This window comes from Vannielia sp. SX4 (genome assembly GCF_052828525.1).
The window spans coordinates 1678811-1704950 of record NZ_CM128247.1; the positions used below are offsets into that span (position 1 = coordinate 1678811).

General features: G+C 65.8%; 28 protein-coding genes. 16 read left to right on the forward strand and 12 right to left on the reverse strand.

Features of this window, described 5'->3' with window-relative positions; genetic code table 11:
- Window positions 1-28: 28 nt before the first annotated feature.
- From scpA to ACUXVX_RS08375, 7 genes are all read left to right on the forward strand, one after another.
- Window positions 29-2155, forward strand: a complete 2127-nt coding sequence (scpA, locus tag ACUXVX_RS08345) for a methylmalonyl-CoA mutase (RefSeq protein ID WP_446311159.1) — start codon at window positions 29-31, stop codon at window positions 2153-2155.
- Window positions 2155-2721: a hypothetical protein gene (locus tag ACUXVX_RS08350; protein ID WP_446311160.1), complete on the forward strand. Its 567-nt coding sequence runs from the start codon at window positions 2155-2157 to the stop codon at window positions 2719-2721. Before scpA ends, ACUXVX_RS08350 begins: the two co-directional genes overlap by 1 nt.
- A gap of 160 nt (window positions 2722-2881) precedes the next feature.
- Entirely contained in the window at window positions 2882-3481 is a 600-nt protein-coding gene (locus ACUXVX_RS08355) for a VOC family protein (RefSeq protein WP_446311161.1), read from the forward strand.
- Window positions 3469-3948, forward strand: a complete 480-nt coding sequence (locus ACUXVX_RS08360; RefSeq protein ID WP_446311162.1) for an N-acetyltransferase family protein — start codon at window positions 3469-3471, stop codon at window positions 3946-3948. Before ACUXVX_RS08355 ends, ACUXVX_RS08360 begins: the two co-directional genes overlap by 13 nt.
- Before the next feature lie 31 nt (window positions 3949-3979).
- The gene (locus tag ACUXVX_RS08365) at window positions 3980-4654 is read left to right on the forward strand and encodes a TerB family tellurite resistance protein (protein WP_446311163.1); all 675 of its coding nucleotides are present in this window, start codon (window positions 3980-3982) and stop codon (window positions 4652-4654) included.
- On the forward strand, window positions 4651-5694 hold the full coding sequence (locus ACUXVX_RS08370; RefSeq protein WP_446311164.1) for an endonuclease/exonuclease/phosphatase family protein: 1044 nt from the start codon (window positions 4651-4653) through the stop codon (window positions 5692-5694). Before ACUXVX_RS08365 ends, ACUXVX_RS08370 begins: the two co-directional genes overlap by 4 nt.
- A gap of 31 nt (window positions 5695-5725) precedes the next feature.
- On the forward strand, window positions 5726-6124 hold the full coding sequence (locus tag ACUXVX_RS08375; protein ID WP_446311165.1) for a hypothetical protein: 399 nt from the start codon (window positions 5726-5728) through the stop codon (window positions 6122-6124).
- 27 nt (window positions 6125-6151) lie between these two features.
- On the opposite strand, the gene ACUXVX_RS08380 is transcribed toward ACUXVX_RS08375, so the two are convergent.
- The 7 genes from ACUXVX_RS08380 to ACUXVX_RS08410 all read right to left on the reverse strand — a co-directional run bounded on the left by ACUXVX_RS08380 (window position 6152) and on the right by ACUXVX_RS08410 (window position 14530).
- A complete protein-coding gene (locus ACUXVX_RS08380; protein ID WP_446311166.1) occupies window positions 6152-6676 on the reverse strand; it encodes a DUF6985 domain-containing protein in 525 nt (174 codons plus the stop codon).
- Window positions 6663-8204 carry a Ppx/GppA phosphatase family protein gene (locus ACUXVX_RS08385; RefSeq protein ID WP_446311167.1) on the reverse strand — a complete coding sequence of 514 codons (1542 nt, stop codon included), beginning with the start codon at window positions 8202-8204 and terminating at the stop codon, window positions 6663-6665. Before ACUXVX_RS08385 ends, ACUXVX_RS08380 begins: the two co-directional genes overlap by 14 nt.
- 56 nt (window positions 8205-8260) lie before the next feature.
- Window positions 8261-10435 carry an RNA degradosome polyphosphate kinase gene (locus tag ACUXVX_RS08390; protein WP_446311168.1) on the reverse strand — a complete coding sequence of 725 codons (2175 nt, stop codon included), beginning with the start codon at window positions 10433-10435 and terminating at the stop codon, window positions 8261-8263.
- Between the two features lie 48 nt (window positions 10436-10483).
- Window positions 10484-11158: a chromosomal replication initiator DnaA gene (locus ACUXVX_RS08395; protein WP_446311169.1), complete on the reverse strand. Its 675-nt coding sequence runs from the start codon at window positions 11156-11158 to the stop codon at window positions 10484-10486.
- Between the two features lie 16 nt (window positions 11159-11174).
- Window positions 11175-12281, reverse strand: a complete 1107-nt coding sequence (locus tag ACUXVX_RS08400) for an AI-2E family transporter (protein ID WP_222470009.1) — start codon at window positions 12279-12281, stop codon at window positions 11175-11177.
- Between the two features lie 163 nt (window positions 12282-12444).
- Entirely contained in the window at window positions 12445-14235 is a 1791-nt protein-coding gene (locus ACUXVX_RS08405) for a methyl-accepting chemotaxis protein (RefSeq protein ID WP_446311170.1), read from the reverse strand.
- Complete coding sequence (locus ACUXVX_RS08410; RefSeq protein WP_446311171.1) at window positions 14228-14530, reverse strand: hypothetical protein; 303 nt, start codon at window positions 14528-14530, stop codon at window positions 14228-14230. Before ACUXVX_RS08410 ends, ACUXVX_RS08405 begins: the two co-directional genes overlap by 8 nt.
- 191 nt (window positions 14531-14721) lie before the next feature.
- Here ACUXVX_RS08410 and ACUXVX_RS08415 point away from each other — a divergent pair, with 191 nt between their 5' ends.
- The 6 genes from ACUXVX_RS08415 to ACUXVX_RS08440 all read left to right on the forward strand — a co-directional run bounded on the left by ACUXVX_RS08415 (window position 14722) and on the right by ACUXVX_RS08440 (window position 20262).
- On the forward strand, window positions 14722-14898 hold the full coding sequence (locus tag ACUXVX_RS08415) for a hypothetical protein (protein WP_446311172.1): 177 nt from the start codon (window positions 14722-14724) through the stop codon (window positions 14896-14898).
- Window positions 14899-14956: 58 nt separating this feature from the next.
- Window positions 14957-16297: a proline--tRNA ligase gene (proS, locus tag ACUXVX_RS08420; protein WP_446311173.1), complete on the forward strand. Its 1341-nt coding sequence runs from the start codon at window positions 14957-14959 to the stop codon at window positions 16295-16297.
- A 10-nt stretch (window positions 16298-16307) separates the two neighbouring features.
- Window positions 16308-17528: a hypothetical protein gene (locus ACUXVX_RS08425; protein WP_446311174.1), complete on the forward strand. Its 1221-nt coding sequence runs from the start codon at window positions 16308-16310 to the stop codon at window positions 17526-17528.
- A gap of 109 nt (window positions 17529-17637) precedes the next feature.
- Window positions 17638-18885: an ABC transporter permease gene (locus tag ACUXVX_RS08430; protein WP_222471041.1), complete on the forward strand. Its 1248-nt coding sequence runs from the start codon at window positions 17638-17640 to the stop codon at window positions 18883-18885.
- The gene (locus ACUXVX_RS08435; RefSeq protein WP_446311175.1) at window positions 18878-19552 is read left to right on the forward strand and encodes an ABC transporter ATP-binding protein; all 675 of its coding nucleotides are present in this window, start codon (window positions 18878-18880) and stop codon (window positions 19550-19552) included. Before ACUXVX_RS08430 ends, ACUXVX_RS08435 begins: the two co-directional genes overlap by 8 nt.
- A gap of 89 nt (window positions 19553-19641) precedes the next feature.
- On the forward strand, window positions 19642-20262 hold the full coding sequence (locus ACUXVX_RS08440; protein ID WP_446311176.1) for a hypothetical protein: 621 nt from the start codon (window positions 19642-19644) through the stop codon (window positions 20260-20262).
- Here the strand turns inward: ACUXVX_RS08440 and ACUXVX_RS08445 are convergent.
- Window positions 20246-20686, reverse strand: a complete 441-nt coding sequence (locus tag ACUXVX_RS08445; protein ID WP_446311177.1) for a DMT family transporter — start codon at window positions 20684-20686, stop codon at window positions 20246-20248. The two genes, ACUXVX_RS08440 and ACUXVX_RS08445, sit on opposite strands and share 17 nt — an antisense overlap.
- 128 nt (window positions 20687-20814) lie before the next feature.
- Entirely contained in the window at window positions 20815-21501 is a 687-nt protein-coding gene (locus tag ACUXVX_RS08450; protein ID WP_446311178.1) for a hypothetical protein, read from the reverse strand.
- A gap of 240 nt (window positions 21502-21741) precedes the next feature.
- Here ACUXVX_RS08450 and ACUXVX_RS08455 point away from each other — a divergent pair, with 240 nt between their 5' ends.
- The 3 genes from ACUXVX_RS08455 to ACUXVX_RS08465 all read left to right on the forward strand — a co-directional run bounded on the left by ACUXVX_RS08455 (window position 21742) and on the right by ACUXVX_RS08465 (window position 22925).
- Window positions 21742-22137 (forward strand): c-type cytochrome, encoded by a 396-nt coding sequence (locus ACUXVX_RS08455; protein WP_446311179.1) that lies wholly within the window; start codon window positions 21742-21744, stop codon window positions 22135-22137.
- A 137-nt stretch (window positions 22138-22274) separates the two neighbouring features.
- Window positions 22275-22565 carry a hypothetical protein gene (locus ACUXVX_RS08460; protein ID WP_446311180.1) on the forward strand — a complete coding sequence of 97 codons (291 nt, stop codon included), beginning with the start codon at window positions 22275-22277 and terminating at the stop codon, window positions 22563-22565.
- A gap of 153 nt (window positions 22566-22718) precedes the next feature.
- On the forward strand, window positions 22719-22925 hold the full coding sequence (locus tag ACUXVX_RS08465; protein WP_222469997.1) for a CsbD family protein: 207 nt from the start codon (window positions 22719-22721) through the stop codon (window positions 22923-22925).
- Between the two features lie 311 nt (window positions 22926-23236).
- Here ACUXVX_RS08465 and ACUXVX_RS08470 read toward each other — a convergent pair whose 3' ends face one another.
- Genes ACUXVX_RS08470 through parE form a run of 3 tightly spaced genes read right to left on the reverse strand, consistent with a single transcriptional unit; the run spans window position 23237 to window position 26089 of the window.
- Window positions 23237-23728, reverse strand: a complete 492-nt coding sequence (locus tag ACUXVX_RS08470; RefSeq protein WP_446311181.1) for a TIR domain-containing protein — start codon at window positions 23726-23728, stop codon at window positions 23237-23239.
- Window positions 23665-24141: a hypothetical protein gene (locus ACUXVX_RS08475; protein ID WP_446311182.1), complete on the reverse strand. Its 477-nt coding sequence runs from the start codon at window positions 24139-24141 to the stop codon at window positions 23665-23667. Before ACUXVX_RS08475 ends, ACUXVX_RS08470 begins: the two co-directional genes overlap by 64 nt.
- Entirely contained in the window at window positions 24134-26089 is a 1956-nt protein-coding gene (gene parE, locus ACUXVX_RS08480; RefSeq protein WP_222469996.1) for a DNA topoisomerase IV subunit B, read from the reverse strand. The genes ACUXVX_RS08475 and parE overlap by 8 nt, the downstream gene beginning before the upstream one ends.
- Window positions 26090-26140: the final 51 nt, after the last annotated feature.

Consider the following 26140-nt stretch of genomic DNA (forward strand, 5'->3'; position numbering starts at 1 on the left):
TTGAACCGGACCTGAGAAGGAGGCTCCGATGAGCAAGACCGACGAGTGGAAGGCGATTGCCGAGAAGGAATTGCGGGGCAAGCCGCTGGACAGCCTTGATTGGGAGACGCTGGAGGGCATCCGGGTGAAGCCGCTCTACACCGGCGAGGATGTGGAGGGGCTGGGCCATATGGGGAGCATCCCGGGGCAGGCGCCGTTCACCCGCGGGCCGAAGGCGACGATGTATGCGGGCCGCCCCTGGACGATCCGGCAATATGCCGGGTTCTCGACCGCCGAGGAGTCGAACGCCTTTTATCGCAAGGCTCTGGCGGCCGGGCAGCAGGGCGTTTCGGTGGCTTTCGATCTGGCGACGCACCGGGGCTATGATTCTGACCACCCGCGCGTGGAGGGCGACGTGGGCAAGGCGGGCGTGGCGATCGACTCGGTGGAGGACATGAAGATCCTGTTTGACGGGATTCCGCTTGATGAGGTCTCGGTGTCGATGACGATGAACGGCGCGGTGATTCCGATCCTCGCCAATTTCATCGTGACGGGTGAGGAGCAGGGGCACGACCGGGCGCTGCTATCGGGGACGATTCAGAACGATATTCTGAAGGAGTTCATGGTGCGGAACACCTATGTGTATCCGCCTGAGCCCTCGATGCGGATCATCTCGGACATCATCGAATACACCTCCAACGAGATGCCGAAGTTCAACTCGATTTCGATCTCCGGCTACCACATGCAGGAGGCGGGCGCGAACCTTGTGCAGGAGCTGGCCTACACGCTGGCCGACGGGCGCGAATATGTGCGGGCTGCGATTGAAGCCGGGATGGACGTGGACAAGTTTGCCGGGCGGTTGAGCTTCTTCTTCGCCATCGGTATGAACTTTTTCATGGAGATCGCCAAGCTGCGGGCGGCGCGGACGCTGTGGCACCGCATCATGACGGAGTTCGGGGCGAAGTCGGAGCGCAGCAAGATGTTGCGGACCCATTGCCAGACGAGTGGTGTGTCGTTGCAGGAGCAAGACCCTTACAACAACGTCATCCGCACCGCCTACGAGGCGATGAGCGCGGTGCTGGGGGGGACGCAATCGCTCCACACCAATGCGCTCGACGAGGCGATTGCCCTGCCCACCGAGTTTTCGGCCCGGATCGCGCGGAATACCCAGCTGATCTTGCAGGAAGAAACGCAGGTGACCCGCGTGGTCGACCCGCTGGCGGGCTCTTACTACGTGGAGAGCCTGACGGATGAGCTGATCGAGAAGGCCTGGGCCTTGATCGAGGAGGTCGAGGAGATGGGCGGCATGACCAAGGCGGTGGCGAGCGGAATGCCCAAGCTGCGGATCGAGGAAAGCGCGGCCCGGCGGCAGGCGATGATCGACCGGGGTGAGGAGGTGATTGTTGGCGTCAACAAGTACCGGAAAGACAAGGAAGACCCGATCGACATTCTGGACGTGGACAATGTGAAGGTGCGCGAGAACCAGGTAGCACGGCTGGAACGGATGCGCGGGAGCCGCGATGCGGCGGCCTGCGATGCTGCTCTCGGCGAGCTGGAGCGGCGGGCGAAAGAGGGCGGCAATCTGCTGGAGGCGGCGGTGGAGGCCGCGCGGGCCCGGGCGAGCGTTGGAGAGATCAGCATGGCGATGGAGAAGGTGTTTGGCCGTCACAGGGCCGAGGTGAAGACTTTGGCGGGCGTTTACGGCGCGGCCTATGACGGCGACGAGGGCTTTGCGGCGATCCAGAAATCGGTGGAGGATTTCGCCGAGGAAGAGGGTCGCCGCCCGCGGATGCTGGTGGTGAAGATGGGCCAGGACGGCCACGACCGGGGCGCCAAGGTGATTGCCACCGCCTTTGCCGATATCGGCTTTGACGTGGATGTGGGGCCGCTGTTTCAGACGCCCGAGGAGGCCGCGCAGGACGCGGTGGACAACGACGTGCATGTGGTGGGCATCTCCAGCCAGGCGGCGGGCCACAAGACGCTGGCACCCAAGCTGGTGGCGGCGCTGAAGGCGGCGGGCGCGGAGGATATCATCGTGATCTGCGGCGGGGTCATTCCGCAGCAGGACTATGATTTTCTGTACAAGTCCGGGGTGAAGGCGATTTTCGGGCCGGGGACGAATATTCCGAGCGCGGCGCAGGATGTACTGAAGCTCATCCGTGAGGCGCGGGGCTGATGCCGGACGCGCTGACACTGACTTGGCTGGTCACGGCAGTTGCCGTGCCTGCATTGGGTTATGTTGGCGCGTTGGTTCTGCAAAGGCTCAAGGAGGTACGCGACTGGCGCATCGCGCGGCTCGACGAGAAAATTCGCGACGTTTACGCGCCGCTTTATGCCGATGCGGTTCTAGGAGAGGCGATCTGGACCGGATTTGCAGGCGTACGCTGGCCAGCGCATGGGATGGGCGGATACGACCCGGATGGCCCCAATACAACTGACGAAGAGCGTGAGAACTGGCGCGTGGCTGTGCGGGAGCTGTTCATGCCGGTGAACGAGCGGATGGAGGCCCGCATCCTGGCCCATGCACACCTGCTGGCCGAGCCGGAGATCAAACCGCTGATCTCGCGGTTTTTGCTACATGTATCGGGCTATCGGCTCATCATTGAGGCTTGGGAAGAGGGGGATTTCTCACGCCATACGTCACTGGTCGAATTCCCGGCCGGCATACGGGCTGTGCTGGAGACACGCCTTGCCGCCTTGATGGCTGAGCAGGACCGCCACGCGAGGCGCTGGCTCTTCTGAAGTTCCGTGGTCGCGGCGCCCGCCCGCCACGTGCCTCCACCCCCGGCCCGTTCGCGGACCTTGAGCGGCGTAGCACAGGCTCCGATGTTAAGGTGGAGTATTTTCAGCAAGAAAATCCAGCGGGTTGTGCTTTGGCGCGGCCCGTGCGTTTGTTGCGGGCATGATTGAATTTGACCATATCGCCGTGCTGTGCACGCGGCTTGAGGACGGGGTGGCCTATGTCGAGGAGGCGCTCGGTGTGCCTTTGGCGGCGGGGGGCAAGCACGAGGCATTCGGCACCCACAATGCGCTGCTGGCGCTGGGGGGCGAGGAATATCTGGAGGTGATCGCGGTGGACCCGGAGGGTGCCGATCCGGGGCGGCCGCGGTGGTTTGACCTTGACCGCTTTCAGGGGCAGCCGCGGATTGCGCGCTGGGTCTGCCGGGTGGATGACCTTGCGGCCAAGGTGGCTGAGCGCCCCGGTGTTGGGGTGCCGATGGCCCTGCAGCGGGGCGAGTTTCGCTGGGAAATGGCGGTGCCGGAGACGGGCATATTGCCGATGAACAACATGCATCCGGCGCTGATCGAGTGGCAGGGGCCGCACCCCGCGCCGCGGCTGCCTGATGAGGGCGTGCGGCTGGCGGAACTTCTGGTGGGCCATGAGGAGGCGCGGGGGCTGAAGGAGCTTGGGCTAGACGACCCGCGCCTGCGGTTCATCCGGGGGCCGACGCGGATGGCGGCGCGGTTCGACACGCCGGACGGGCCGAAGTGGCTGAGGTAAGGCGGGCTCAGGCCAACGATGCAGAGGCGATCTGCGGGCTGATCAACTGGGTGATCCGCGACACCATCGTGACCTTCAACAGCATCGGGAAGACGCCCGAAGAGATCTCGGGGGCGATCGAGGCCGGGCAGCCGTTTTGGGTCGCCGAAACGGAGGGCCGGGTGCTGGGCTATGTCAGCTACGGGCCGTTCCGGAACGGGGTGGGCTATGCCCATACCAAAGAGCATTCGATCGTGGTGCGCCCCGAGGCGGCGGGGCAGGGCGTGGGCCGGGCGCTGATGGCGGCGCTCTGTGCTCATGCGCGGGAGGCCGGAGTACATTCGCTCTTTGCCGGGGTCAGCGGCGAGAACGCGGCGGGCGTAGAATTTCATGCCGCGCTGGGCTTTGCCGAGGTGGCGCGGCTGTCCGAGGTGGGCCGCAAGTTCGACCGTTGGCATGACCTTGTGCTGATGCAGAAATTCTTGTGACCCCAGCGCCTTGCGCGGGTAAGGTGCCCCCATGTCGATCTGGTCACGCATAGGGGACGCGCTTTCGGCTCTCGCTGCCGGCGAGGGGCTTTCGGCGGTGTTCGACAAGCTGCGCACGGCGCCGGAGCGGACGGTGGGCTTTACCATCGCGGTCATCGCGTTGGGGGCCAAGATGGCCAAGGCGGACGGGCAGGTGACGCGCGACGAGGTCACGGCGTTTCGCGAGGTCTTTACCATTCCGCCCGCCGAGGAGGCGAATGCGGCGCGGGTGTTCAACCTCGCGCGGCAGGATGTGGCGGGCTTCGAGGACTATGCGGCGCGGATCGCGCGGATGTTCGACGAGGGCCACGGCGCGCTGACCGACCTGCTGGAAGGGCTGTTCCATATCGCGATGGCGGATGGGGAGTATCACCCGAAGGAAGATGACTTTCTGGCCCGGGTGGCGGCGATCTTTCGGGTCGATGATCGGGAGTTCCGCTCGCTGCGCGCCCGCTTTGTGCCCGATGCCGAGCCCGACCCCTACGCTGTGCTCGGCGTGGCGCCCGATGCGCCGCTGGAAGAGGTGCGGGCGGCGTGGAAGCGGCAGGTGCGCGAGAGCCACCCGGATGTGATGATGGCGCGCGGCGTGCCGGAAGAGGCGGTGCGGATGGCCGAGAAGCGGCTGATCGCGGTGAACCGGGCCTGGGAGGAGATCAACGCGTCGTGAGGCTGGCCACCTACAATGTGGAGTGGTTCAACGCCCTTTTCGACGAAGTGGGCGCGCCGCTGGCCGATAACGAGTGGTCTGCACGGTGGAACGTGACGCGGGCGGCGCAGCTGGAGGCGCTGGGCATCGTCTTCACGGCGCTGGATGCCGATGCGGTGCTGATCGTGGAGGCGCCGGACTGGAAGGCGCCGCGCCGCACCGAGACCGCGTTGGAAGGCTTTGCCGCGCTCTTCGGGTTGCGCGCGCGCAAGGCGCTGATCGGCTTTCCGAATGACACCCAGCAGGAGCTGGCGCTGCTTTATGACCCCGACAGGATAGAGGCGCGGCATGTGCCGGTGGGGGAGGCCACGGGCAAGAGGGGCAGCGAGGAGGCACCACGGTTTGACGGGGTGTTCCGGATCGACCTCGATATCGATGCGCGGGAAGACCTTGTGCGCTTTTCTAAGCCGCCGCTGGAGGCCGAGTTGCGGCTCGAGGGGTTTGACGAGGTGGTGCGGCTCATCGGCGTGCATATCAAGAGCAAGGCCCCGCACGGCGCGCGCTCGGCGGCGGATGCGACGCGCATTTCCATCGCCAACCGGCGAAAGCAGTTGGCACAGTCGATCTGGCTTCGCCGGAGGGTGGAGCAGCACTTGGCAGCGGGCGAGGCATTGGTGGTGGCCGGGGATTTCAACGATGGCCCCGGCTTGGATGAGTACGAGGCGCTGTTTGGCCGCTCGGGCATGGAGATCGTACTGGGGGCGGACCAGCCGGAGGCGATGCGGCTGGTGGACCCTCATGCGCGGCAGGCGCTGGCGGGCGGGCTGATGCAGGCGAAGGACACCACGGCGCGGTTTTACCTGCGCGAGGAGAAGCGCTACCTCAGCGCGCTGCTCGACTACCTCATGCTGTCGCCCGGGCTGGCGGCCCATGCGCAGGACTGGCGGATCTGGCATCCCTTTGACGACTCGCAGATTTATGCCCTGCCGGAGCTGCGGGAGGCGCTGCTGACGGCCTCCGATCACTTCCCTGTCAGCGTCGATCTCGACCCGAACCTTTGAAACGCGGCGCGCGAGCGCTTATGTTGAGGCCATGAAACACCTTGCTGCCATGGCCCTTGCGGCCTCTCTCACCTTGGGCCCGGCGCTTGCGCAGGAGGCCGACCCCGAAGCCCGTGGCGACATGGGCGAGGGCATGAACCTTGTGGAAGAGGGGATGATGCTCTTCTTCCGCGGACTGGCCGAAGAGATGGAGCCTGCGCTGAAGGATATGGCGCGGGAGATGGAGCCGGCGCTGCGCGATCTGGCCGAGACGCTGGGGCCGCAGATGGCGGCGCTGGCGGAGATGATCGGCGAGTTCGACGATTACCACCCGCCGGAGCGGCTGGAGAACGGCGACATCATCATCCGCAGGAAGACCCCGGAAGAAATGGAGCGGGCGCCCGAGCCTTTGGCGCCGGAGTTCGACCCGGAGGGCGAGATCGAACTTTGAGCCGTGCTGGTGGGCAGATTGCCCACCCTAAAGGCGTGTGGTGAGGGCCGGATCGTTGGCCTTGTAGACGATGCCCTTGTACTCGGGTCGGTCGTAGGCGGTTTCGTTGGTGACATGGCCGTCGTAGCCGCCGACCTTGGTGAGGCGCGCGCCATCCTCCCAGATCATCATCAGGCCGTGCTCCTCCTCCCAGACGCAATTGGCCGACATGACCACGTAGACGTGGTCGGGGTGGCGCGGGTCGATAACCAGATGGACGGTGCCGGGGGTGACGTGCTGCCAGATTTCCTCGGGCGTGGCGGGCACGCCCATCTCCTCATCGAGCCACTCCTCGCCGCCCACATCTTGATGGAAATCGCGGTAGTAGTTGTAGACGTGCAGGCTGTCGGCAAGACGGTCGGCCGGGGTGAGGCGGGCGAAGGCGGCGAGGGCCTGCGCGGCCTGCTCGCGGGAGGGCTCTTGATGGTGGTCGATGTAGATATCGCGGTCGACCACGACCCCGTCGAAGTAGGGAACCGTGAGCGGCTCCGAGACGATCTCAATCCCCGGCAAGGCGCACCTCGATCTCGCAGCCCAGCTCGCTGGCGAGCGATTTGAACCGTGCCTCGGCCACCTCGCCGTAGAGCACGGCGGCGGCGCGGGGCAGGATCAGCTTGAGCTCTTTTTTCTTCGGGCGATACTCCACCCGGCACATGGCCTCGGGGATGTTGCCGGAGAACATGGCGCCGAAGCGCATGGCCTTGCCGAGCACCACCGCCATCTGCCTGTCCTTGTCGGAGAGCAGCTCGACCATCGGTTCGAGATGCGATCCGGGGGCGGCGTTGCGGTAGCGGTGCAGCAGGGCGAGGCCGACGAAGACGCGGCCCTGATGGTCGATCCCGCCGAGGTTGGAGCGGGTGGCGTTATCGAAACATACCTCGCCGCGATAGTCGGGATGGGCGCGCCAAGACACATCGTGCAGCAGGCAAGCGGCCTTGATCAGGCGCTGCTTGTCGGGGCGGACGCTGCGGAACAGCGGCAGGACGAAATCGTAGAGCGTGCGCCCGAAGCCCGGCACGCGGGCGTTCTGCGCCTCGTCGAAGCGGGCGGCCTCGATCAGCGGGTCGCGGGCGCGGATCAGGTCGGACATCTGCTCGTAGAGCATGCCTTCGCGGATGCCGTAGGCCGAAATCCAGACCTCCTTGGTGCCGAATTTCTTCATCAGACGGCGGAGCACCTCGCCCGCCACCGGCACCAGCGCGATCCGGGCGGAGGAAAGCCCGGCCTGCGCGCGGACCTCCTCCAGATCGCGGCCGCGCAGCCAATCGAGCGTTTTACGCAGTTGGGCCGGGGTGGCGTGGTAGTCGTGCAGCACGTGCAGCGGGTAGCCACGGCGCAGGATGTCGAGCTTGGCGATGGCTCGCCAGGAGCCGCCGACGAGGTAGAGCCGCTTGTGGGGCGGCAGTTTGTCAGCCAGCCGGTCCAGCACTTTGTCGATCTCGGCGCGGCGAGCCTTGCGGCCTCCGGGAATGGTCTTGAGCCGGAGGGGACCGAGAGAGGTTGAGGCGCGCTCGCCCACGCCGCCATCTTCGAGCAGGGCCAGCTCCATCGAGGAGCCGCCGATATCGCAGCTGAGGCCGGTGGCGCCGGGCCAGCCGACGAGCACGCCTTGGGCGGAGAGCCGGGCTTCCTCTTCGCCGTCGACAACATAGACCTTGAGGCCCGTGGTCGCTTCGATGTCGGCGCAGAACTCCGGCCCGTCATCGGCGTTGCGCACGGCGGCGGTGGCGGTGGCGGTGAGCGGCGGGATGCCCATGCCCTCGGCCAGCGCGTGGAAGCGGCGGATCGCGGCCAGCGCCCGGACCCGGCCTTCGGGGTTGAGCCGCCCGGTCTCGCCCATGCCCGCGCCGAGGCCGCACATCACCTTTTCATTGAAGAAATACGCCGGGCTGCGCGCCGCGCCGTCGAAGATCACCATCCGGACGGAGTTGGAGCCGATGTCGATCACCCCCACGCGGGAGAGCGCCTGGGCATCGGGGTGGTCGAAGATCGGGCGTCCGAAAGGGCCCCAGCCCCGCTGCTGCTCGCCTGATCCGTCCATGTCATTTCTCCGGGCGGTTATCGTATGTCCGTGATAGAGGGCGGGCGCCGGAAAGGTCAATCTTTCGAGTGGGTCAGTTCCGGCACATCGCTGGCCCCCGCCGAGCCGCGGCCCGAGAGCGAGGGGTTCTCCATGAAGAAGCGGTGGCAGTTGAACGGCTCGGCCCCCTTGGAGAGCGGCGGGCGGTAGAAGCTGCCATCGGGGCGCATCACCCAGCTTTGCGCGGTGTCGGCCATGTTGGCGGCCATCACCTGCTCGGTGATCTGCGCCTTCACCGTGGGGTTGGTGCATTCGACCAGTGTTTCGACCCGGCGGACGAGGTTGCGGCCCATCCAGTCGGCCGAGGAAATGAACACGCGCGCCTTCTTGGAGGGCAGCCCGTGACCGTTGCCGAAGCAGACGATACGGCTGTGCTCAAGATAGCGCCCGACGATGGATTTGACCCGGATGTTCTCCGACAGGCCCTTGATGCCGGGGCGCACGCCGCAGATGCCGCGGATGACGAGGGAAATCTTCACCCCGGCCTGGCTGGCGGCATAGAGCGCGTCGATCACGTCGGCGTCGATCAGCGAGTTCATCTTGGCCCAGATCTCGGCGGGCTTGCCGGCGCGGGCATGTTCGACCTCGGCAGCGATCATCTCGATCAGGCGCTTTTTCAGCGAGATCGGCGAGATTGCGAGGTTTTCCAGCTCGCCGGGCTGGGCGTAGCCGGACAGGTAGTTGAAGACCTTGCCCGCGTCGCGGCCCAGCGCCTTGTCGCAGGTGAAGAGGCTGAGGTCGGTGTAGATCCGGGCGGTGATCGGGTGGTAGTTGCCGGTGCCGAAGTGGGTGTAAGTCACCAGTTCGTTGCCCTCGCGGCGGACCACCGTGCTGATTTTGGCGTGGGTCTTGTAGTGCATGAAGCCGTAGACCACATGCGCCCCGGCCCGCTCCAGCCGCCGGGACTGGCGGATGTTGGCGGCCTCGTCGAAGCGCGCCTTTAGCTCGACCAGCGCGGTGACCGATTTGCCATCTTCCGCCGCCTCGCAGAGCGCCTCGACGATGGGAGAGTTCTTGGAGGTGCGGTAGAGCGTTTGCTTGATGGCGACCACATCGGGGTCTCGGGCGGCCTGCTGGAGGAAGCGCACCACCATGTCGAAGGTCTCGTAGGGGTGGTGCAGCAGCATGTCCTTCTGCCGGATGGCGGCGAACATGTCACCCTCATGGTCCTGCACCCGCTCAGGCACACGCGGCGTGAAGGAGGGCCATAGCAGATCGGGGCGGGCGTCGATCACCAGTTCCTTGAGGTCGGCCACGCCGAGGATGCCGTCGGTCTCGATCACCTCGTCTTCGTCGACCTCCAGCTCGCGCATGATCAGCGCTTTCAGGGCCTTGGGCGCCCCGGCGGACATGTTTAGGCGGACAACCTCGCCGCGCCGCCGCCGCTTGAGGGCGGTTTCGAACTCGCGGACGAGGTCTTCGGCCTCTTCCTCCAGTTCGAGGTCGCTGTCGCGCAGCACGCGGAAGGTGCAGGAGCCCTTTTCACGGTAGCCCGGAAAGAGCGAGCCGATGTGGAGGCGCAGCAGCACTTCGAGCGGCAGGAAACGGTGGGTGCCTTCCTCGGCGGGCAGGGCGATGAAGCGGTCGACCTGATGCGGGATCGGCAGGATGGCATCGAGCTTGCGGCCCGAGTGCTCGCTCTCGAGCTGGAGAGCGAGGCAGAAGCCGGTGTTGGCGATAAAGGGGAAGGGGTGCGCCGGGTCGATGGCCAGCGGCGAGAGCACCGGGAAGACCTGGCTGAGGAAATATTCCGACAGAAAGCCATGGTCGGCCTTGGTGAGGTGCTTGGCGTCGAGCAGGAAGATATCGTTGCTCGCCAGTTCCTCGCGCAGCGCGGCCCAGCTCTCTTGCTGGCGGGCCATCAGGCGGCGGGCGTCGGCGTTGATGAGCACCAATTGCTCGGCGGGGCTGAGCCCGTCGGCGGCGGGGGTGGTGTTGCCCGCATTGGCCAGCTCGCGCAGGCCAGCGACGCGGACGGTGTAGAACTCGTCGAGGTTGGTGGCCGAGATCGAGACGAAGCGGATGCGCTCGAGCAGCGGCACCTTGGGATTTTCGGCCTCTTCCAGCACCCGCCAGTTGAAGCCGAGCCAGCTCAGCTCGCGATTGAAAAAACGGGTCGGCCCGGCGATGTCGACATCGTCGAGCGCGATCGGGTCGGGGTAGGCGGCGGAGAGGAAATCGGATTGAGTCATGGCAGGGGTCTAGGAGGCAAAGGTCACGGCAGTGTGACGCTTTTCCCCTTATGTGCCTGATTTTCCGGCCTCATCCAAGACCTCGCGGGCAAGTTTGCGGGTCAGCTTGCCGCCCTTGGCGAGTTGGTGCCGGTCGAGCGCGGCCACGGTGCGGCGGGCGGCGGCGGCGGAGCGCTCCATATGTACCAGCAGGTAACTCAGCAGCTTGGGCGTGGGCGCGAGCTGGCGGTCGTCGAAGAGCTTGACGAGGAGCGCGGTGAGCAGGGCGTCATCGGGCTCGGCGAGGCGGGCGCGCGGTGTGGCTGAGAGCCGGGTGGCGAGGTCGGGCAGGGCGGGCGCGGGCAGGGGCTCGCGCGCGGTGAGAAGGAGCCGGGCGTTCGCTGCGGTGGCGCGGTTGAGCAGGTGAAACAGCGGCTCCTCGCGCTCGCGGCTGCCCATCAGGCTGTGGATGTCTTCCAGCAGCAGAGTGGCACCGGGCGCGGGCGGGGCGAGGCTGGCGAGGCTGCTCGCCTCCAAGGCGGTAGCCCCGGTATCGGCGGCCCAGATGGCGGCGAGGTGGCTCTTGCCCGCGCCCTCTGGCCCGGTCAGCAGCAGCCGCCCGCCGGGCCAGCGTGCGCTGTCATCGATTTGCGCGACGGCCTCGGCGTTGGCGGGCGACACGAAGAAGGCATCGCGCCCGGTGGCTTCGATCACCGGGAGGTCTATTGGGATCTGGCGGGGCATGGGGTGCCTCTTTGGGCTACTCTTGCGGGGGCTCGTCGGCGTGGGAGACCGCCGCTGTGGCGGGAGGTGCCTCTTCGGTGCCGCGATAGAGGCGGCCCTCCTTGTACTGCCGGGTGGCCCAGCGGGCAATGACCCCGAGCGAGGCGGCCACGGGCACGGCGACGAGCATGCCGGTGAAGCCGAAGAGCGCGCCGAAGGCCGAGAGGGCGAAGATGAGCCAGACCGGGTGCAGCCCGACCGATTGGCCGACGAGGTTGGGGGTGAGCACGTTGCCTTCGAGGAACTGGCCGACAAAGAAGATCACCGCGACGGCGCCGATCCACCACCATTCGCCCCAGAACTGGAAGAAGGCGAGCCCGATCGCCAGTGCCCCGCCGACCAATGCGCCGACGTAGGGGATGAAGGTGAGCGCGCCCGCAACGGCCCCGACGACGAGGCCGAAGTTGAGGCCCACCGCCATGAGCGCCACGGCGTAGAAGATGCCCAGCACGAGGCAGACGGTGCCCTGCCCGCGGATGAAGGCGGCGAGGGTCTTGTCGATCTCATGGGCGAGGTGGCGGATGGTGGGGGCGTGGTCGCGCGGCAGCAGATCATCGACCTTGGCAACCATGCGGTCCCAGTCGAGCAGCAGGTAGAAGGCGACGATGGGCACCAGCACCAGCAGCACCAGCACGTTGACGAGGCCGGAGACCGAGCTGACGAGGGAACTGACCAACTCGCCGCCGCGGGACTGGATGGTTTCACCCAGCGTGGAGAGCGACTTGGAGACGGTGCTTTCACCGTCCATCAGGTCGGGGAAGCGGGCGGTGAGAAAGTTGCGCAGGTCAGAGAATATCTGTGGGGCGGCCTTGAAGAGCGCGACGGACTGCTCGACGAGGGTGGGCACGATCAGCAGGGCGCCGAGGATGAAGATCAGCAGGGCGACCAGCGAGATGACGATGACGGCGGCGATGCGATGCAGGCCCATCCGCTCCAACCGGTCGGCGACCGGGTCGAGGCAATAGGCGACGGCGCCGCCCAGCACAAAGGGCAGGATCACATCGCCCAGCAGGTAGAGCACGCCGAAGAAGACCACGGCGGCGAGGCCCCAGTATTTGGCCTGATCTCTAACCGGAAGTGCCATTTTGCCCCTTCATTCGCTCGCGCGCCCATATTGCCCGTGAGGCAGCGGGGTGCAAGGGCGAGAGGGGTGAGATGGCGGCGGGTGTGGGCCGTGGTGGTGGGGAAGGGCCATGTTCGCCGGGGCGTTCGTGGCCCGTAGGCAGGGGCTTCGGTGATGTCGGGCGTCAGCTGGCTGCGCGGAGGCGCGGCATGACTGGGTGGGCCTCGGGCGCGTCTTGCGCAGGCTCCAGCGCCGCGCCGAGACTGAAGCCCTTCATCAGCGCGTTCAGCTCGTCGGCGCTTCCGGCCAGAACGGCGTTGGCGGCGGTGGTCTCCTCGAACATGCCGGCATTCTGCTGGGTCACGCGCTCGAGGTCGGAGACGGCGGTGTTGACCTCGCTGAGGCCACGGGACTGGTCCGAGGTGGCATCGGCGATAGAGCGGAGCCGCTCGACGATGCCGGTGACCGACGATTGGATGCCTTCCAGCGCGGTGCCGGTGTTCTTGACCAGTGCCGCGCCGCCGGAAATCTCTTCGACCGAGTTGGAGATCAGGCTGTTGATTTCGCGCGCGGCCTCGGAGCTGCGCTGTGCGAGGGCGCGGACCTCGGAGGCCACCACGGCGAAGCCCCGGCCTGCCTCGCCCGCGCGGGCGGCCTCGACGCCTGCGTTCAGGGCGAGGAGGTTGGTCTGGAAGGCGATGTCGTCGATGACGCTGGTGATCTTGAAGATTTCGCGCGAGCTGCCCTCGATCCGGTTCATCGCGTCCACCGCCTCGGCCATGATGCCGGTGCCGTCGGAGGCTTCGCCCGAGGTGGCCTCGGCCTGCTTGCGGGCATCGCGGGATTCGGAGGCGACAATCTCGATGGTTCGGGTCAGCTCCTTCAGCGTGGCGGCGATCTGGGCCAGCGTTGCGGCCTGTTTCTCGGTGCGGGTCGACAGATCGGTGGCGGAAGACGACAGCTCGCGGGATTGCTCGTTGATCGAGGCGGCTTGCAGGATCACCGCGTTCATCGCGGTGCAGAGCCGCTCGCCCGCGCCGTTGAAGTGATGCGCGAGGTCGGAAAAATCCTCGCCCAGATCTTCCGTCACTCGCACGGAGAGGTCGCCCTCGGCCAGCATGGCGAGTTTCTGGCGGAATACGTCGAGCAGGCGGGCGAGCGTCTCGTGCCGCTCGGCGGCGGCGGCGGCCTCGCGTGCCTCGGCCTCGGCGGCCTCGGCAGAGCGTTTCTCGACCTCCTGCAAGGCGGTTTCGGCGTCTGCACGGGCCTTGGCAGCCGCCTTGGACTGGTCTTCGGCGCGGCCACGTGCCTCGGTCGCGCGCTTGGCCTCCTCGCGGGCCATCGCGCTGCTTTCTTCTGCCTTTGCCGTGGCGACAAGGCTCTCTTGCGCCTTGTCGGAGGCCTCGCGCGAGAGCGAGATGCGGTTGAGGATGCTCAGGGTCAGCACGGCGGTTTCGGCCACGACGATGATGGCGTGAAACACCGTGCGGCCGATGTTGAAGGCCAGATCGGAGGAGGGGTAGACCAGCGCGGGCAGGGCGAAGGTGAGCGTGAGGTGGTGCACGGCGATGGTGCCTGCGGCCACCAGCAGCGGCACGATATCGGCCAGCGCCACCAGCATGGCCAGCACGGCGAAGTAAGCCATGTGACTGTCGATCTGCATTGGATGACCGGCGAGCGCGGCGTTGAGCGCGATGGTGATGCCGGTGAGCGCCTGTGCCACGACGATGCGGGCTACGCGCGGCGAAAAGCGCGGTGCGGCGAGGCCGAGCAGGGCGAAGGCGCCGCCAGCGAGACCCATCACCATGATGTTGCCGCCCATCGCCCATTCCGCCGCGACGGCGAGCAGCCAGATCACCGGGGTGATGCGCGAGAGCAGCCTGACCGCGTTGGCGCGGGCCTCCTCGAGGGTGTGGTCCACGGTGGGGTCGATCGCGTGTTCGGCGGTGAGCAAGAGAGGCTTGGCTTCAGGCATCAGAGACTCCACAGAGGGCGGCAAGGGCGCCGCCGCCGAGCACGGCCCAGGCTCCATGGGTGCGGGCCTCATGCGCGGCGGCGGGGGAGGGGAAACGGGCGAGCACGGCGAAGGGCGCGCGGCGGGGGCCAATGGGGCGGCCACCAGCACGTGCCAGCAGCGCATCGGCATCGTCCCAAGGCGGAACGATCACCAGCGCGGGCCCGTCGCCCGGCGGCGTGGCAAGCACCATGGCCAGCGGCGTGACCGCGAGGCTGGTCAGAAAGGCCAGCGGAAGGGTGATTTTGCCGAGCAAAGCTGCCCCCGGACGGTTAGCGTTGGTTTCGTCTTACCCATCGCCGGTTTCCGGCTCCTTAACGCCGCCGGATTTTTGCCGCGGTGCAGGAAGCTGCTGTGAATAAGCCGTGATTGCCCGCGCGCCCAAGTTGCCTGACGCGAGGGTAAGGCGCATGCATGAAGGCGCACGCAAGCAAGGTTTGCCCCCCGATGACCCAGTATCTCAAGCTCTCTGCCCTCACCGCGCCGCGCCCCTCCCCTGCGCCGGAGCCAGCACCCGCGCAGGAGCGCCCCCGTGCCGAGCCTGCCCCCCGCCGCGCACCCGAGGCCGCCGGGGCCGGGCAGGCAGCAGAGGGCCAGCGCACCCCGAAGTCCGAAATCTTGTGAGCCCGCCCGCGATGGGCTAGAGCCTCGGGGCAACGCACATTGCCCCAGAGGACCCCAAATGCGCCTGAGCCGCTACTTCCTGCCTGTTCTCAAGGAAACCCCTGCCGACGCGCAGATCGCCTCGCACCGCTACATGCTGCGCGCGGGCATGATCCGTCAGCAGGCCGCCGGGATCTACTCGTGGCTGCCGCTAGGCTTCAAGGTGCTCAAGCGGATCGAGCAGATCGTGCATGAGGAGCAGCAGCGGGCCGGGCACATTCCGATGCTGATGCCCACCGTGCAGCCCGCCGATCTGTGGCGCGAGAGTGGCCGTTACGACGCCTATGGCCCCGAAATGCTGCGCATCCGCGACCGGCACGACCGGGACATGCTCTTTGGCCCAACCAACGAGGAGATGATCACCGACATCTTCCGCGCCCATGTGGCCAGCTACAAGAGCCTGCCGCTGACGCTCTACCACATCCAGTGGAAATTCCGCGACGAGATCCGCCCGCGTTTTGGTGTGATGCGGGGCCGCGAGTTCTACATGAAGGATGGCTACAACTTCGACCTCACCAAGGAGGACGCGCTCCATGCCTACAACCGCCACATGGTGAGCTACCTGCGCACCTACGAGCGGATGGGGCTGACGGCAATCCCGATGCGGGCGGATTCCGGGCCGATCGGCGGGGATGACACCCATGAGTTCCTCGTGCTGGCCCCGACCGGCGAGAGCGATGTGTTCTACGATGCGGGCGTGACCGAGCTGAAGCTGGGCGACCGCGAGATCGACTATGACGACCGCGCGCAGGTGAAGGGCGTCTGCGACGAGTTCACCTCGCTGTACGCCCGCACCGACGAGACCCATGACGAGGCGCTTTACGGCGCGATCCCCGAGGATCGGCGGCGCGCGGGCAAGGGCATCGAGGTGGGGCAGATCTTCTATTTCGGGACCAAGTATTCCGAGCCGATGGGCGCGAACGTGCAGGGGCCGGACGGGGCCAAGGTGCCGGTGCATATGGGCTCGCACGGGATCGGCGTGAGCCGCCTCGTGGGTGCGATCATCGAGGCATCGCACGACGACAACGGCATCATCTGGCCCGAAGGCGTGACGCCCTTCCACGTGGGCATCGTGAACATGCGGGCGGGCGACGAGGCCTGCGATGCGACGAGCGCGGCGCTCTATGGCACGCTGAAGACGCTGGGGCTGGACCCGTTGCTGGATGACACCGACGAGCGGGCGGGCGCGAAGTTTGCCACGATGGACCTGATCGGCGTGCCGTGGCGGATCACCGTGGGGCCGCGCGGGCTGAAGAATGGTGTGGTCGAGCTGACCTCGCGGCGCACCGGGGAGAGCGAGGAGCTTTCGCCCGAGGCCGCCGTGCAGAAGCTGGCGGCGCTTTACGAGGGGCACCTCTGAGGCGCGCGCCATGATCCCGCCCGCCGGGCTTGCTGAACATCTGGCCCTGCTGAAGGGCCGGGTGGAGCGCGAGGGCGGCATGGCGGCGCTGCGGGCTTGGCTCGACGGCTGGAACGCGCAGCGGCTCCACGGCGGGCCGCGCGGCGAGGACGCGGCGTTTTTCAACAACTTCACGCGGTTCCTGCGGGAGAGATACCCGGAAGCCGGGCTGAGCCCCTGGCCGGTGGCGCTTGTCGAGATCGCGGGCGGCGACCGGGAGGCGGTGGCACTGTTCTTCGAGCTGTTCGAGGCGTTCGAGGACGGCAAGGCGGCGCGGGCGCGGCTTGTGGAGAAGGGCAAGCATGGACCGGCGCAGAATCGTGCGGCTCGGTCCGAGCCGAAGCCGCGCCCTCTGCCGCCGGGCGCCGACCCTTTCGCGCCAGCGCCGGAGCACGCGCTGACGGAGCTGATCAAGGGCTTCGCCTCCGGCAAGCTAGACCGGCCGGGTGACGGCACGCTGGCGGCCCTGAAGGTCTGGCTGGAAGGCTGGGCGGGCGAGGACCGGCGGCGCAAGGCGGCGATTTCTGAGCTGGCGGGCTTCATGGCGGCACTGGGCGGGCAGCGGAGGCAGAAGGACTGGACCAAGATGATGCTACCGCTGACCGGTCCTGTGACGGACCGTTACGTGGCCCTTGCGTCGGTGTGCGAAAAACTGGACCGGCGGCGGCGCGAGGTGGCTGACAAGTTCAGCCCGGTGCTGGGGGCGCCGGTGATCCCCGATGGGCCGGAGCCGGGCTTTCCGGCCTTGCCGATGTTGCGGAACAGCACGCCTCTGGTGGAGTGCTTCGAGACTTGGGCGACCACGCCCGCCACACGGCCCTGCGATGGCGACTTGGGGCGGATCAGGGGCTGGCTGCTGCGCTGGGTCGAGGCCAACCAGCCGGAGGGCGAGGATGCGGCGGTGGCGCGCTATTTGCATCAGTGGCTGGGCTATCAGGCCAAGCTCGCCCATGTGCCGCATTGGGAGGCCCGGCTGGCGGTGCTGGCGCGCCCGCAGGAAGACCTCTGGTCGGTGCTGGCTCGCGCGGCCAAGGCGCTCGCGCATCGCTACCACCAAGTGAACACGAGCCAGAACCCGGAGTTCACCCACCCGGTGATCCCCGCGACCGACTCGCAGCGTGCGGGCTGCGTTGACCTGCGACAAGACGCCTTTGCCGATTGGGCCAAAGCTCCTGATCCGGGCGACCGTTAGCGCTTGACCCCCGCACCCCTCCGCAGCATTTTGCGCGCCAAACCGAGCAGGAGGCCCAGACGTGGCCAAGACAGCAGGCAGAACGGCCCCGTTCTCGAAATACGAGTGGATGATCGCATGGCGCTACCTGCGCTCGCAGCGGTCTGACGGCGGCGTTTCGATCCTGAGCTGGATCGCGCTGGGGGGCATCACGCTCTCGGTCTTTGCGCTGATCGTGGTGATGGCCGTGCGCTCGGGTTTCCGGACCGATTTTGTGGACACGATCATCGGCGCCAATGCCCATACCTCGGTGCGCTCGGCGGTTTACGTGGACGAGAACGGCGCGACATCGCGGCAGATCGTTGACTATGACGACTGGGCCGCGCGGCTGGCGGAAGTGCCGGGCGTGACCTCGGTGGCGCCGCTGGTGAAGGGGCAGGTGCTTGCCAACCTGCGGGCGGCCAATGCGGGGGTCGAGGTGTATGGCATCCGCGCCGAAGACCTCGCCAAGCTGCCCCGGATCGCGGAGCCCGAGCAGAAGGAGGGCGATATTGCCCGCTTCGAGGAGGGCATCGCCATCGGCTGGGGCGTGGCGCAGGAACTGGGCGCTGTGGTGGGCGACCGTATCCGCATCATCAACCCCAACGGGGTGCGCGGGCCGATGGGGGTGACGCCCCGGGTGAACGCCTATGAGGTGGTCTACGTCTTCCAGGCCGGGCGGTGGGACATCGACCGCACGCGGGTGTATCTGCCGTTCGCGGAGGCGCAGAGCTTCTTCAACTTCGACGGTGCCGCGAGCGAGATCGAGGTCATGGTCGAAGACCCGGAAAACATTGAACAATGGGATGTGCCGCTGCTGCAGGCCGCCGGGGACAAGGCGGTGATGTGGAGCTGGAAGGACGCCTGGGGCAACTTTCTGCGGGCGCTGGTGATCGAAGACATCATGATGATTATCATCATGTCGATCCTCGTGCTGATCGCGGCGCTCAACATCATCTCGGGCCTGATCATGCTGGTGAAGAACAAGGGCCGCGACATCGGCATCTTGCGCACCATGGGGCTGACGCGCGGGGCGATCCTGCGGGTGTTCTTCCTCTGCGGGGCGCTGATCGGCACGGTGGCAACCGCGCTGGGCACGCTGCTCGGGTGCCTCTTTGCGGTGAACGTGAACAACATCGTCAGCTTCATCAACTGGCTCAGCGGGGCCGAGGTTTGGGATGCCTCGATCCGGGGCATCTACCGGGTGCCGAGCGAGCTTCAGACCGGCGATGTGCTCTTTGCCGTGGCGCTGGCGCTGGCGCTCTCATGGGGAGCGACTATCATCCCGGCCCGCCGGGCGGCGCGGCTCGATCCGGTGGAGGCGCTGCGCTATGAGTGAAGTTCTGGGGCTGAGCGGGATCGAGAAGACCTACAACGCCGGAAAGCCGAACGAGATCAACGTGCTGCGCGGGGCCTCGCTGGAGGTGAGCGCAGGCGAGGTGGTGGCGCTGGTGGCGCCTTCCGGTTCGGGCAAATCCACCCTGCTACACATTGCCGGGCTGCTCGACACGCCCACCGCCGGGACCGTCCGGCTGCTGGGTGACGACATGGGATCGCTCGGGGACGGGCGGCGCACCGAGGCGCGGCGGGCGCAGGTTGGGTTTGTCTATCAATTCCATCACCTTCTGCCGGAGTTCACCGCGCTGGAGAACATCGTGCTGCCGCAGCTTGCCAATGCGGTGGAGCGTGGCGCCGCCGAAGCCCGGGCGCTGGAGCTGCTGGGCACGGTGGGGCTTGACGCCCGGGCCAGCCACCGCCCGGCGGAGCTTTCGGGCGGGGAGCAACAGCGGGTCGCCTTTTGCCGGGCGCTGGCCAACGGGCCGGCGCTGCTGTTGGCCGACGAGCCAACCGGCAACCTCGACCCCGGCACCTCTGACACCGTGTTCCAGGCCCTTGTCACGCTGGTCCGCGAGACCGGGCTGGCGGCGCTGATCGCGACCCACAACCTCGACCTCGCCGCACGGATGGACAGGACAGTGCGGCTGGAAAACGGGCTGCTGGTCTAACCAGCGTTTCCACCTGCGAAACCGGCTGTTTCCCGCAGGCGGGCACGTTAGGGCAACTTTCGCCGCAATCCTCTGTTAACCATTGGCCAATGGATTGGGCACTCATTCTCTCTATGCCGCTCATGCTCTTGCTGGGCTTCATTGGCGACGTTGCTAGCCGCGATGAAGACGATGACGAGGCTCTGGGCGAGGGCAACCTCCAGAATGCGGAGGAAGACGCCGCCGTGGCTGCGCGGGCGGCCTATGGCGAGGATATGCTGGCGCTGATGGCCGAAGACGCCGAGCAGGCGGAGCGTGCGGAGCCGGTGGCCGAAGAGGCGGACGAGGCGCCTGAGGATGCGGGTGAGCCTGACGTTGAGCAGGGGCCGGAAGCTGTTGAAACGGCGGTGAAACCTGCCGCCGTTCCCGTGGGCGAAAGCGCCGAATCGGAGGCCGCGGAAGTGGCGGAGGAAGAGGCCGAAGCGCAGGCGGCGGAAGAGGCGCTGGCGGAGGGAGAAGACGAGGGCTCGGAAGATCTCAGCGGGTTCGACGTGGAAGAGGATGTGCTGGTGTTCGAAGCGCCCGGCGCCTCGGAGGCGGAGCCGGAATTCGAGGCCTCGGACGAGGGGCTCACCGTGCGCATGGCGGGGCAGGAGGCCTTTCTGCCCGGCGTGACCGAGCTGCCCGAAGGCGCGGTTGTGGGCGTCGAGCCGGCTACCCCTTCAGCGTAAGCACGACCCCCAGAGCCATTAGAGCGATCCCGCCCGCGCGGACGAGGCTGAGCCCGTGTTGGGCTGCGCCGAAGAGGCCGAAATGGTCGATCACGGCGAAGGAGATCATCTGCCCTAGCAGCACGAAGATCACCGCGTTTCCGACCCCGAAATAGGGCGCGACCCATGTGATCGACAGCACGTAGAAGGCGACGAAGAAGCCTGCGAGAAAGCCCTCTCGCGGAGCCGTGGCAAAGCGGGCCAGCGGCGCGGGGCCGGTGACGAGGGCGGTCACGAGCGCGGCGCAGAAGGCCACGATGAAGAGCACCACCGCCGCGGAGGCGGGCGAGCCGAGATGCCGCCCGAGGGAGGCATTGAGCGCCGCGAGGATCGGAATGCCGATGCCCGCAAGGAGCATCACGGCGGCAGAGGTGGCGTAGCCCATCGGTCTCACTCCATGTTCATCGCGGCGAAGCTAGGCGGTGGGCGCGACGGGGGCAAGGTGAGGGCACTCTCGCAGAGTATGGCAAAAAGGATGAAAGAACCCTTTACGGCGCCGCACATTGGGGGCCGTCAGGAGCAAATCCCTTTGGTTTCAGCCCCTTCCCAGGGCAGGATCACCGCGCCGACGGGGCGGGAAAGCTCCAGCGGGGCCGGGTCCATCACCTGTTTGAGCAGGTCGCGGAGCCGGGCGGTGCGGCTGCCTTTAGGGTCGAGGGTGCGGCAGCAGACGAACTCTTCAACAAGGCTGGCCTGCTGCTCGTAGGGGTAATCCAGAAACTGTGGATTGCTAGACGGATCAAAGAGATAGGGGTCGCTGTTGCCCCTGTGCTCGGCAGCGGCCTTCAGCGGGTGATAGCCGGTGAGCTTGCGGTTTTGCCACTGCCAGACATGGGTGATCTCATGGGCGATGAACATGGCGGCGGGCAGGTTCAGCTCGTCGGGCCAGCCCTCGAGATACTCTTCCAAGTACCAGTCAGGGTTGAGATAAATCCGGTTGAACAGCACGAGGCCAGCGGTGCGGGACTTGAAACTGCGGGCCGTGCTGGGGGGCAGGATCAGCTCGCGGCAGGTGGTGCGGGGGCGGGTGAGATAGGTGCGCTCGATCGCGCCGACGCTGCTCCATGTGGTTAGGCGCACGCGGGAGAGGTCAGCGCCATCGCCATGAATTTCCTGCAAAAATCCCTTTTCCGCCTCGGTCAGCGGACGGCCGCAGGAACTGGCGAGAAGGACGAAACAGAGGGCAATCAGAAGGCGCATCGGGGCGAGTTTAAAAAATTTCCGGGGGGCGGCAAGCGGTGGTTAACCACGATTGAGAGAGGGGGCACATCTGATGCACAACCCATGCACATCCCATGCATACGCGCGCTGGCTTTACCGCTTGGTATGACCGCACCGCGCGCCCCGGGTTGACAGCCCGAGCCCGGATTTGACGGGGATCAAGGCGCCGCCCCTCCCGTGCCCGCAGACTGGGCGCAGTAAAAATAGGGAGGCATGACCATGAAGGCTGTTCTGACTGGCGCGGCGCTGCTCTTGGCGGCGGGGGCCGCCACGGCGCAGGATGTTCACGAGGGGCGGGTGCTCTATGAGCGGCACTGCGCCACCTGCCACGGGCTGGATGCCGACGGGCAGGGGCCGATGGCGCCCGCGCTGGTGCTGCAACCTGTGGACCTGACGGAACTGGCCCTGAACAACAGCGGGGTGTTTCCGGTGGCGCGGGTGGTGATGCGGATCGACGGGCGCGACCCGCTGGTGAGCCACGGCTCGCCGATGCCGGTCTATGCCGAACTGTTCGCGGGCGACGACACGGCGGTGAAGGCCGAGACCGGCCAGCCGATCATGACGACGCGGGCGATTGCGGATCTGCTTGAGTATCTGAGAACGCTGCAGAAATAGCGATTTGCGGCGGGTTTTTCTTTCATGACGGGCATTGTCATCAACTGGCGGTTGTTTTGCCCGGCGGCGGCCCCGATCTGTTGAACAGGCCCGGAGTTTTGGGCCGTGCCAAACAGATACGATTGAAAGGAATTGAGATGAAAAAGCATGTGATGATGGCCGCGATGATCCTGGCGCTCGGTGCGGGGGCCGCCGATGCGGCGAAGTGGAAAACCGACGTTTACAAGGCCGGCAACTACTGGGGCGCGGCGATCAAGAACACCGATTGCAAGGGCGGCGAGAAGTGCTGGGTGGCTTTCGCCTCGTACAAGACGAAGAAGGCCGCCCGGAAGCGCGCAAAGGAAGAGGCGGCCAAGGCGAATGCGAGCGGCATTATGGATGGCCGGACCGATGGCGGGCTTTGTGGGCAGCCGGGCGTGGAGTGCTGAGAGCAGCCTGAAACGATCGGCTGATTGCCTAGCTGGCGGCGGGGATTTCCCCGCCGTTTTGCGCTGTGGCGGAGGGGCGCCTACGTCTTTGTTTAAAGGAACTTCGGGCCGTAGGGCGGCGTTGAGGGGGCAGAAACCGAAAGGAGGTTTGCTATGAACTGGGATATCATTCAAGGCAACTGGAAAGAGTGGAAAGGTTCGGCCCGTGAGAAGTGGGGCGAGCTGACCGACAACGAACTGCAGGAAGCCAAGGGCGAGCGCGAACAGCTCGTGGGCCTCGTGCAGCAGAAGTACGGCTACGCCCGTGAAGAGGCCGAAAAGCAGGTCGACGACTGGCGTGCCGGGCTGAAGGCTGCGTAAGAGGTTTTGAGCTTTGAATATAGGCCCCCTGCGTGCGAGCGCGGGGGGCTTTTTTGTGGGTTGGTGGTGGGCTCAGGAGCGGTGGGGGGTGCTGCTGGTTTTGACTGACCCCGCCCGGTGCGCGCCGCAAGGCGCCGGGCAGCGCCGACCCGCCCCCCGGGCGGCGCTTTGGATAGGGCGCCACGCGGTGGAGAGGGAGAGCCAAGGCTGAGGGATAAAGTGGCACGAACGGGCGTTGGGATGCGCCACCACGCGGGTCGGCGCTGCCCGGCTGGTCGAGGTAATTCTGAGTTGCCAAAACCTTAACGGCTTCAATTCCTATCCCGTATCACTTTCGCATGTTCGATATAATCACCAATCTGCGCGGCGATGCGGTTATAGGCAGTTTGACTGTCGCACGGACCGGCATCCAATATCGGCACAATGTTCGCTAGATTTTGACCTCTGATGGAAAACTCAGAGAATGGATTAGCTCCTTGGACCGATGTCTGGCCAAGTCTGTTTTTCAGTTGGTGAATGCGAACGCCAAGGACGGCTTTTCCAATGTCCCATGCCCGCTTAATTTCATAGTTAATCCAGCGCCGTCCTGCGGTTTGGCTTCCGATAAGGACGGCAACGGTCGACTTTCCATCCATTTGATTGTCAATCCAGCGTTGGATGGCTGCGTCGCCACCTTGCTTGATCTGTTCCCAATCGTTGTCTGTGGCGGATCGGTTGCCGTCAAGAATACCAATGTTTCTTACTTGGCTTGCTCTCCAGTTGTCGTTTGAGTAATGGAAGCTGAAAAATACCCTCTTAGCCATGAAAATCCTCCTATTTCGTAAGTTACTGCCGCGATAATCGATAGAAGCAATATGCCGTGAAATGCAACAAGTGTCTTTGAGAAGGTTGCCTTTAGCCATCTTCCAACTTCGGGGGTAAGGTCTGCAACATTCATGCAGAAGTCAATTTCATTAATGGCTTTCAACCGTACCCTGTTATAATGCTTCCTGTATTTCCTCTCTTCCCACAGGAAGTATCCATCTAGTCCCCAAAAAACTAGGAGAGGAATAATTGTGAACAGTCCAAGGCCAGCGTTGTCTTCGCTAACTGCGAAGGAAAGTAGTGCGGCTACTAAAACAACCGTCCAGCCTTTCAAAAGAAAAGAGTTCGTCGAAAGGCGATTTATGACACCTTGAATAAATTCGAGGTGCTTGACGCGATGTTCCTCAGACATCCAACTCCTCCACGAACCTAGCGTTCTCCTGAATATACTGGAACCGCAATTCGGGCTTCTTGCCCATAAGGCGTTCCACTAGATCCCCAGTCTCCCCCGGATCGTCCTCGTCGATGGTCACGCGGATCAGCTGGCGTGATTTCGGGTCCATCGTGGTTTCTTTCAGGTCCTTGGCGTCCATCTCGCCGAGGCCCTTGAAGCGGGACACGTCGATCTTGCCTTTTCCGCCGATGCCCTTTTCGAGCCATTCGTCGCGTTCGGCCTCGTCGAGGCAGTAGACGCGCTTGGCGCCTTGGGTCAGGCGGAAGAGGGGCGGGCAGGCGAGGTAGAGGTGGCCGGCGTCGATCATCGGGCGCATCTGGGTGAAGAAGAAGGTCATCAGCAGCGAGGCGATGTGGGCGCCGTCCACATCGGCATCGGTCATGATGATGATCTTGTCGTAGCGCAGGTCGTCGATGTTGAAGCGGGTGCCGAGGCCGACCCCGAGGGCCTGGCTCAGGTCGTTGATCTCGGCGTTGGAGGTGAGCTTGGAGGAGGCGGCGCCGAGCACGTTCAGCACCTTGCCGCGCAGGGGCAGCAGGGCCTGATTGACGCGGTTGCGGGCCATCTTGGCCGAGCCGCCGGCCGAGTCGCCCTCGACGATGAAAAGTTCGGTGCCGTCGCGGCTGTTGGACGAGCAATCGACCAGCTTGCCGGGGAGGCGGAGTTTTTTGGTGGCCGTCTTGCGGGCGGTTTCCTTTTCCTGCCGCCGCCGCAGGCGTTCTTCGGCGCGGAGCACGAGGAAATCGAGGATCGCGCCGGCGGATTTGGTGTTGGAGGCGAGCCAGTTGTCGAAGTGGTCGCGGACGGAGTTTTCGACCATCCGCTGGGCCTCGGTGGTGGCGAGGCGGTCCTTGGTTTGGCCGACGAATTCGGGCTCGCGGATGAAGCAGCTCACCAGCGCCCCGGCCCCGGTGGTGAGGTCTTCGCGGGTGATGGTGGCGGCCTTCTTGTTGCTCACCAGCTCGCCGTAGGCCTTGATGCCCTTGAGGATGGCGGCCCAGAACCCGGCCTCGTGGGTGCCGCCCTCGGGCGTGGGCACGGTGTTGCAGTAGGACTGGATGAAGCCGTCGCGTGAGGGCGTCCAGTTGATCGCCCATTCGACCTTGCCGGGGGCATTGAACTTTTCAAACGAGACGGTGCCGGCAAAGGGGCTCTCGGCGTAGGTGGAGGCCTCGCCGAGGGTTTCGGAGAGGTAGTCGGCCAGCCCGCCGGGGAAGTGGAACTTGGCCTCCATCGGCATGTCGCCGTCGGGGATGGCGGACTTCCAGCGGATCTCGACGCCGGAGAAGAGGTAGGCCTTGGAGCGGGCCATCTTGAACAGGCGGTGCGGCTTGAGCTTGAGCGAGCCGAAGATCTCGGCGTCGGGGTGGAAGGTGACGGTGGTGCCGCGCCGGTTGGGGGCGGCACCGATCTTTTCCAGCTTGGTCTGGGGCACGCCGCGGGAGAACTCCATGGCGTAGAGCTCGCGGTTTTGCGCCACTTCCACGCGGAGGTGGTCGGAGAGGGCGTTGACCACGGAAGAGCCGACGCCGTGGAGGCCGCCGGAGGTTTCATAGTTGTCGCCCGAGAACTTGCCGCCCGCGTTGAGGGTGCAGAAAATGATCTCGAGCGCGGATTTGGACGGGTCTTTGGGGTGGGCGCCGATCGGGATGCCGCGGCCGTTGTCGCGCACCGAGACATGGCCGTTCTCGTGCATCTCGACTTCGATCCATGTGGCGTGGCCTGCGACGGCCTCGTCCATCGAGTTGTCGATGATCTCGGCGACCATGTGGTGCAGCGCCCGGTCGTCCTTGCCGCCGATATACATACCGGGGCGGAGGCGGACGTGCTCCATGTCTTCGAGCACCTGGATGGAAGCGGCGTCGTAGGTGGAGGTTTCTTTTCCGCTGAGGAGATCGTCGGCCATGTCGTGCTGCTCTTTATCGGGCTTTTGGTTGGCGGCGATTGTAGCGGATGG

Coding starts and splice junctions, on each gene's coding strand:
- scpA (WP_446311159.1), top strand. CDS start 29: ATGAGCAAGACCGACGAGTGGAAGGCGATTGCCGAGAAGGAATTGCGG.
- ACUXVX_RS08350 (WP_446311160.1), top strand. CDS start 2,155: ATGCCGGACGCGCTGACACTGACTTGGCTGGTCACGGCAGTTGCCGTG.
- ACUXVX_RS08355 (WP_446311161.1), top strand. CDS start 2,882: ATGATTGAATTTGACCATATCGCCGTGCTGTGCACGCGGCTTGAGGAC.
- ACUXVX_RS08365 (WP_446311163.1), top strand. CDS start 3,980: ATGTCGATCTGGTCACGCATAGGGGACGCGCTTTCGGCTCTCGCTGCC.
- ACUXVX_RS08375 (WP_446311165.1), top strand. CDS start 5,726: ATGAAACACCTTGCTGCCATGGCCCTTGCGGCCTCTCTCACCTTGGGC.
- ACUXVX_RS08385 (WP_446311167.1), bottom strand. CDS start 8,204: ATGGACGGATCAGGCGAGCAGCAGCGGGGCTGGGGCCCTTTCGGACGC.
- ACUXVX_RS08390 (WP_446311168.1), bottom strand. CDS start 10,435: ATGACTCAATCCGATTTCCTCTCCGCCGCCTACCCCGACCCGATCGCG.
- ACUXVX_RS08395 (WP_446311169.1), bottom strand. CDS start 11,158: ATGCCCCGCCAGATCCCAATAGACCTCCCGGTGATCGAAGCCACCGGG.
- ACUXVX_RS08400 (WP_222470009.1), bottom strand. CDS start 12,281: ATGGCACTTCCGGTTAGAGATCAGGCCAAATACTGGGGCCTCGCCGCC.
- ACUXVX_RS08405 (WP_446311170.1), bottom strand. CDS start 14,235: ATGCCTGAAGCCAAGCCTCTCTTGCTCACCGCCGAACACGCGATCGAC.
- ACUXVX_RS08415 (WP_446311172.1), top strand. CDS start 14,722: ATGACCCAGTATCTCAAGCTCTCTGCCCTCACCGCGCCGCGCCCCTCC.
- proS (WP_446311173.1), top strand. CDS start 14,957: ATGCGCCTGAGCCGCTACTTCCTGCCTGTTCTCAAGGAAACCCCTGCC.
- ACUXVX_RS08425 (WP_446311174.1), top strand. CDS start 16,308: ATGATCCCGCCCGCCGGGCTTGCTGAACATCTGGCCCTGCTGAAGGGC.
- ACUXVX_RS08430 (WP_222471041.1), top strand. CDS start 17,638: ATGATCGCATGGCGCTACCTGCGCTCGCAGCGGTCTGACGGCGGCGTT.
- ACUXVX_RS08435 (WP_446311175.1), top strand. CDS start 18,878: ATGAGTGAAGTTCTGGGGCTGAGCGGGATCGAGAAGACCTACAACGCC.
- ACUXVX_RS08440 (WP_446311176.1), top strand. CDS start 19,642: ATGGATTGGGCACTCATTCTCTCTATGCCGCTCATGCTCTTGCTGGGC.
- ACUXVX_RS08445 (WP_446311177.1), bottom strand. CDS start 20,686: ATGGGCTACGCCACCTCTGCCGCCGTGATGCTCCTTGCGGGCATCGGC.
- ACUXVX_RS08450 (WP_446311178.1), bottom strand. CDS start 21,501: ATGCGCCTTCTGATTGCCCTCTGTTTCGTCCTTCTCGCCAGTTCCTGC.
- ACUXVX_RS08455 (WP_446311179.1), top strand. CDS start 21,742: ATGAAGGCTGTTCTGACTGGCGCGGCGCTGCTCTTGGCGGCGGGGGCC.
- ACUXVX_RS08460 (WP_446311180.1), top strand. CDS start 22,275: ATGAAAAAGCATGTGATGATGGCCGCGATGATCCTGGCGCTCGGTGCG.
- ACUXVX_RS08465 (WP_222469997.1), top strand. CDS start 22,719: ATGAACTGGGATATCATTCAAGGCAACTGGAAAGAGTGGAAAGGTTCG.
- ACUXVX_RS08470 (WP_446311181.1), bottom strand. CDS start 23,728: ATGGCTAAGAGGGTATTTTTCAGCTTCCATTACTCAAACGACAACTGG.
- ACUXVX_RS08475 (WP_446311182.1), bottom strand. CDS start 24,141: ATGTCTGAGGAACATCGCGTCAAGCACCTCGAATTTATTCAAGGTGTC.
- parE (WP_222469996.1), bottom strand. CDS start 26,089: ATGGCCGACGATCTCCTCAGCGGAAAAGAAACCTCCACCTACGACGCC.